The organism is Marinobacter sp. UBA5687, assembly GCF_002420325.1.
GTDB lineage: Bacteria > Pseudomonadota > Gammaproteobacteria > Pseudomonadales > Oleiphilaceae > Marinobacter > Marinobacter nauticus.
Window position 1 is genome coordinate 1 of the sequence record NZ_DIHV01000030.1, and the last position, 5,817, is coordinate 5,817.

Annotated in this window: 6 protein-coding genes and 1 pseudogene; 6 read left to right on the forward strand and 1 reads right to left on the reverse strand. The window is 57.6% G+C overall.

Annotated elements, in window-relative coordinates; all coding sequences use genetic code 11:
- From B3Y70_RS03410 to B3Y70_RS03420, 3 genes and pseudogenes are all read left to right on the forward strand, one after another.
- Positions 1-192: pseudogene (locus B3Y70_RS03410) on the forward strand (hypothetical protein); the annotation flags it as partial.
- A 39-nt stretch (positions 193-231) separates the two neighbouring features.
- On the forward strand, positions 232-1,734 hold the full coding sequence (locus B3Y70_RS03415; RefSeq protein ID WP_153740700.1) for a DUF5666 domain-containing protein: 1,503 nt from the start codon (positions 232-234) through the stop codon (positions 1,732-1,734).
- A gap of 3 nt (positions 1,735-1,737) precedes the next feature.
- Positions 1,738-2,331 carry an ACP phosphodiesterase gene (locus B3Y70_RS03420; RefSeq protein WP_153740701.1) on the forward strand — a complete coding sequence of 198 codons (594 nt, stop codon included), beginning with the start codon at positions 1,738-1,740 and terminating at the stop codon, positions 2,329-2,331.
- Here the strand turns inward: B3Y70_RS03420 and B3Y70_RS03425 are convergent.
- Positions 2,314-3,279, reverse strand: coding sequence for an NAD(P)H-dependent flavin oxidoreductase (locus tag B3Y70_RS03425; RefSeq protein ID WP_286895678.1), 966 nt, complete (start codon positions 3,277-3,279; stop codon positions 2,314-2,316). The genes B3Y70_RS03420 and B3Y70_RS03425 overlap by 18 nt on opposite strands.
- A 123-nt stretch (positions 3,280-3,402) precedes the next feature.
- On the opposite strand from B3Y70_RS03425, the gene B3Y70_RS03430 reads away from it, so the two are divergent.
- From B3Y70_RS03430 to B3Y70_RS03440, 3 genes are all read left to right on the forward strand, one after another.
- Positions 3,403-4,131 (forward strand): DsbA family protein, encoded by a 729-nt coding sequence (locus B3Y70_RS03430; protein WP_153740702.1) that lies wholly within the window; start codon positions 3,403-3,405, stop codon positions 4,129-4,131.
- 122 nt (positions 4,132-4,253) lie between these two features.
- Positions 4,254-5,273 (forward strand): rhodanese-related sulfurtransferase, encoded by a 1,020-nt coding sequence (locus B3Y70_RS03435; RefSeq protein ID WP_153740703.1) that lies wholly within the window; start codon positions 4,254-4,256, stop codon positions 5,271-5,273.
- Between the two features lie 23 nt (positions 5,274-5,296).
- Positions 5,297-5,817 (forward strand): DUF481 domain-containing protein (locus B3Y70_RS03440; protein ID WP_288589195.1); only part of this gene is annotated, 521 nt, incomplete at its 3' end.

Consider the following 5,817-nt stretch of genomic DNA (forward strand, 5'->3'; position numbering starts at 1 on the left):
CCAAACCTGGTGCCTTCTGTCGTGCTTGCGGAACTGCTTCGAAAGGGCATTGTGGAAACCCTGGAGAGCGGTCACGTTCTGTTAAAGAGAAGCGCTTATGCTCCCTGGGGTGCTACCGGTTCACTGAGCCTGGGCAATTACGATGATTTTGTTGATATCGACAAGCTACGACGACGCCACAACGACAGCTGACAATCAGTGGCGGGCCCGGATGGCCCGCAGGAGAGAGCAATGTTCAGAGCAGTAACGCTTCACAGAATGCTGAAACTCGCCGCCGCACCGATCGCACTCGGCGTGTTGAGTGCCTGCGGCGGCGGTGGCGGTGGTGGAGTCGGCGTTGCCGACGGCGGCATCCGAGGCACAGGCTCCAGCGTTGGGCCGGTTTCCGGTTTCGGCAGTGTCTTCGTCAATGGCGTGAAGTTTGAGACGGATGGTCGCGTCAGCAGTGATGACGGCATTGAGCGTGAAGACCAGTTACAGGAAGGCATGATCCTGAGGATCGAAGGCGAGTGGCGAGTTGATGGCCGGGGGAATGCGGAGTCGGTCGAGTACGACGATACCTTCCGCGGGCGTGTGGACAATCTGATTCAGACCCCGGATGCCGACGGTATGGTCGAATCGGTGCAGTTCACCATCTATGAGCAGACTGTGGTTGCCGACCAGCAGACGGTGTTCAAGGACATTGCGCTTGAAACCCTGGCAGACGGCGCTTTCGTGCGCATCAGTGGCTGGCGTGAGCCGGACCCCGACGGCCGGTACCGGGCAAGCCACATTGGTTTGATGACGCAGGACGAAACCAACGTAGAGATCGAAGGCCGCATTGACGAGGGGTCATTGCAGCTGAATCTGAATCAGTTCAGCATTAACGGGCAGTCGGTCTCTTACACTGACAGCGCGTTCGCCGGGTCGCTGACGGAAGCCGATCTGGCGGATCTTCTGCTGGTGGAGGCCGAAGGTACGATCTCCAATGGCGTATTGATTGCCCGGGAAATCGACGAAGGCGAAACCCGTCGCTACCGTCGGGGCTTCGGCGATGACATTGAGTTCTCAGGCCCCGTGAGCACCGACTACAACGCATCGGACCGATCCTTCCACATCAACGGCCTGATTGTCTTTGTCGACGACAACACCGAGTTTGATGATGGTTTGTCGGCCTCGGATCTGACCGCCGGCATGCTGATACAGGTTGAGGGGGATTTCCAGGACAATGGCTCCGTACTGGCTGAAGAAATTGAAGCTCGTGAAGGCAACGCCTCAGTAGACGGTGTCCTCGACGTCAACACGCTCAACTTCAACGACCAGACCTTCCGGGTTGGTGGTGTGTTGGTGCAGCTCACGCCACGGACGATCATCACCGACGATGACAGCGATCTGCGCCTGAAACTGGCGGACCTGAACGGCAGTTATCAGGTAGAAGTGGAAGGTATCGAGCGGCAGTCCGGCTCTGGCGTTACGCTTGAGGCCGTCAAGATTGAGCGCAACGAGGAAGACACTACTCCGGCGAGTCCGCGGAAGTATGAGCTGGAAGGCCAGTTGTCTGATATCGAGGATAGTTTTTATACGATCCTTGGTGTCAGAATCGATATCAGTCTTGTCGACTTCGATGATGGCGAGAGAAGCTCTATCGAATCGGCGTTCTCACAGGGGGCATCGGTAAGTCTTGAGATAGATTACGTTGAGTCACCCCCGGGTGTTTACGTCGCCGATGAAATCGAACTGGAAAGCGAAGACTGAGCCATGAACCACCTCGCCCACACCTTCCTCGCCCCGGACTCACCGGAGGCGAGAGTGGGCAGTATTCTCGGGGATTTTACCCGGGGACTGGACTGGGATCATGTGCCGTCGCCGGTGCTTGCAGGCGTGCGGCACCACCTGGCGGTTGATGTATTCACCGATCAGCATCCGCAGGTGCTGGCCAGTAAAAGCCTGTTCTCAAGGGAGCGCCGGCGCTTTGCCGGCGTGGCTCTGGATATCCTCTACGACCACTTCCTGCTCCGGCACTGGGAACAGTTCAGTGACTGGGACAAAGATACCTTTATCCGGACCGTATACCGGGATCTGCAAAACCACCAGGCGCTGATGCCCGACAACATGGCGGTGGTGACCCGTCGCATGGTCGAGCATGACTGGTTTGGCGCCTATCAGGATATGGACAACATCGGCTATGCCCTCGATCGCGTGGCCAGCCGAATCCGCTTTGCCAACCGGTTTACCGGCATCATCGACGAAATCCGGGCCAACGAATCGGAACTGGAGGAACATTTTCTGGCCTTCTTTCCGGAACTTCAGGCCTTCGCCAACCGCTATCCGGAATCATCCCATCAGGCGTGAACGGGCCTGCTGATACTCCGCTTCCAGACGCTGAACCAGTGCTTCAACCGACACCACATCGTTAATCTGACTCACACCCTGACCGGCGGACCAGACGGTCTTCCACGCTTTGGCTTCATCGTCCATGGGCTTGAGCTTCTCGCCGTAATTCACATCGCCGGCCTGGTTCAGCTTCTGCATATCAAAGCCAGCGGCTTCCAGACTCTGGCGCATAAAACTGGCCGGTACACCGGACACCGCCGGGGTATAGATGATATCCGCTGATACGGCTTCGATGATCATGTTCCGATAGGCATCTTCCGCTTCCGATTCCTCGGTATTGATAAACCGTGTGCCCATATAGGCCAGATCCGCCCCCAATGCCTGGGCTGCCAACAGATCCTCTCCGTGCGACAAACCGCCGGCCAGCAAAATGGTGCCGTCAAATACTTCACGGATTTCATGCACCAGTACAAACGGGTTGGTGGTACCGGCATGGCCACCGGCGCCGGCGCTGACCGCAATGATGCCATCCACCCCGGCTTCTGCCGCCTTGCGGGCGTGCTTCTGATTGGTGACATCGTGGAACACCAGCCCACCGTAGCTGTGCACGGCTTCCACCACCTGACTGGCCGCGCCCAGGGAGGTAATGACAATTGGCACCTGATGTTTTACACAAAGCTCCAGATCCGCTTGCCAGCGCGGGTTGGTGCGGTGAACCACCAGATTCACCGCATAGGGCGCGGTTGTCGCGCTTGGTTGCTGCGCTTGCCATTGCGCCAGCTCGTCATTCATCTGCATCAGCCATTGCTCGAAACCCTCACTGCTGCGCTGGTTCAGGGCTGGAAAGCTGCCCACGATGCCGGCTTTGCAACAGGCGAGGGCCAGGCGGGGTGAGGAAATCAGAAACATCGGGGCGGCAATTAAAGGAAGACGAAGCTGATTTTGGAGCTGTGCGGGAATTGGCATGTTGAGTCCTTGATTTTTATTGGAACTTTCTCAAGCTATGGGGAATCTTAGCCTGTTCCCGCAGAGCCGCGAAACCGGTTTTCTGAGATAGTATGTAATCAACCTCCAGACAAGGAGCCCGTCATGGGTGAAGCAAAACGACGCAAACAGACCGGCGCCCCTTCGCCACGTAACACGCAGGGCCGAAAATCACTGATCATCGTACTGTCACTGGTGATCGGGGTGGCCGTCATCGCTGGCCTGTACTTCGTCACCAAACCACCGGCACCCAGCTCCGAGGCACTTCCCGTGGCGGCCCCTAACGCCGACGAATTCCCGGCCATTGTTGACCAGTACGGCATTTCCATTGGCAACGAAGATGCTCCGGTTGTCGTTCGCGAGTTCGCCGACTACCAGTGCCCGGCCTGCGCCCGCTTCGCCGAAGCCAGCCAGCGCCTCAAGAAAGAATATGTGGAGTCCGGTAAAGTCCGTTTCGTCTATTTCGACCTGCCTCTGCGCCAGCACCAGAACGCCATGCCCGCCGCCCTGGCCGCCCGTTGTGCGGGTGATCAGGACCAGTACTGGGCCATGCACGACAAACTTTACGGTTCCCAGTTGGACTGGAGTGGCTCCAACGATCCGACGGCCACCTTCACCCGCTACGCCAACGACCTCGGCCTGGAAGAACGCCGCTTCCGTCGTTGCATGGAAACCGAACTGCACCGGGAAGCTGTCGAACAGAGCCTGCAAGTGGCTGTCCAGCTCCGGGTCGCCAGCACGCCCACAGTCATGGTCGACAATATTCAGTTGACCCGGCCCGGCTGGGGCCAGTTGTCGGCGGTTGTAGAACGGGAGTTGGCCAAAGCGGAGTAATGCGGCCATCCGCAACTTGCATCGGGGGCCTGGTTGATTAAACTTTGCCCCCTCGCGCCCACCGGCCGTGACAAATATCAAACCATGCTCCGGATTTACGATCCGGCCCGCAGGAGAAAACCATGAGCAACGAAATCGTCGTCTGCGCGCTCTACAAGTTCGCAGTCCTCAATGATTACAAAGATCTACGCCAGCCCTTGCTGAACCTGATGCTGGAAAAAGGCGTGCACGGCACCCTGCTGCTGGCCCGCGAAGGCATCAATGGAACCATCGCCGGCAGCCGAGAAGGCATCGACGCTGTGAAAGCGTGGATTGGCAAAGACGACCGCTTCAACGGCATCGACTACAAAGAATCCTTCGTCGATATCCAGCCGTTCAAACGCACCAAGGTCAAACTCAAGAAAGAAATCGTCACCATGGGCGTCGATGGCATCGATCCCAAGCGGATTGTCGGCACCTACGTGGAGCCGCAACAATGGAACGAGCTGATCTCTGATCCGGACGTTGTCCTGGTCGACACCCGTAACCAGTACGAAGTCGAGATCGGCACTTTCAAAAACGCCGTCAATCCGGCCACTGACACCTTCCGCGAGTTTCCCGAGTATGTGAAGCAGAACCTCGACCCGCAGAAGCACAAGAAAGTCGCCATGTTCTGCACCGGCGGTATCCGCTGCGAGAAGTCTACGGCTTATCTGAAAGAGCAGGGCTTCGAAGAGGTGTATCACCTCAAGGGCGGCATCCTGAAGTACCTGGAAGAGGTTCCTCAGGAGCAGAGTCTGTGGCAGGGTGAGTGTTTCGTATTTGACGACCGGGTAACGGTGAATCACAACCTGGAACGTGGCGAATACGACCAGTGCCACGCCTGTCGCCGGCCGATTACCGAGGCCGACAAGCAGCGCCCGGAATACGAACAGGGTGTCAGTTGCCACCAGTGCATCGACAGCCTGACCGAAGAACAGAAAGCCCGTTTCAAGGAGCGTGAGCGCCAGATGCGCCTGGCCCGTGAGCGGGGAGAAGAACACGTCGGCGGCGAGGCCGCACGCATTATTGCTGAGCGAAAGGCCCGCAAGAAGGCCGAACGGGAAGCACAGGCGCGCAGGAGTCTGGAGGGGGAAAAGCAGCGTAAGTCTGTTGTGAATTAACAGCCCCTGAGTAAGGAGATAGTATGTTGATCAGAAAACCCCTGGCGGTTGCCTGCCTGGTGGTGGCCCCCGTGGCCTGGGCCCAGGAAAGCGGCAACGTCGAAGGTGAGGCTGAGCTTGGCATTTTGCTGACCTCTGGCAACACCGAAGAAACCAAGGTGAATGGTAGGCTGGCCCTGAAACACGAGACGCCAACATGGCGAAATACCGGCGAGTTCAGCTCCCGATACACCGAAGCCGATGAAGAAACCACGGCAGAGGAGTATCAGGTTGCGCTGGAATCCGACTACAAGTTCGATGAGCAACAATACTGGTTTGTCAGAGGTTCCTGGGAAGACGATCGTTTCTCCGGTTACGATTTCGAGTCTACCTTGAGCACTGGTTACGGAAACCGCGTCTGGCAGGTGGGAGAGCGATCGTTCCTCGACCTTTCGGCGGGTCTGGGTTATCGGTATAACAAGCTTGAAGAGGTGAATGACGATGGCGACGACGCCGAAAAGGAAGCGATCGCAAGATTAGCCGCCCATTTCGACTACGCCTTATC

Excerpts from the sequence above, each read along its gene's own strand:
- B3Y70_RS03415 (WP_153740700.1), top strand. The coding sequence starts at position 232 with ATGTTCAGAGCAGTAACGCTTCACAGAATGCTGAAACTCGCCGCCGCA.
- B3Y70_RS03420 (WP_153740701.1), top strand. The coding sequence starts at position 1,738 with ATGAACCACCTCGCCCACACCTTCCTCGCCCCGGACTCACCGGAGGCG.
- B3Y70_RS03425 (WP_286895678.1), bottom strand. The coding sequence starts at position 3,279 with ATGCCAATTCCCGCACAGCTCCAAAATCAGCTTCGTCTTCCTTTAATT.
- B3Y70_RS03430 (WP_153740702.1), top strand. The coding sequence starts at position 3,403 with ATGGGTGAAGCAAAACGACGCAAACAGACCGGCGCCCCTTCGCCACGT.
- B3Y70_RS03435 (WP_153740703.1), top strand. The coding sequence starts at position 4,254 with ATGAGCAACGAAATCGTCGTCTGCGCGCTCTACAAGTTCGCAGTCCTC.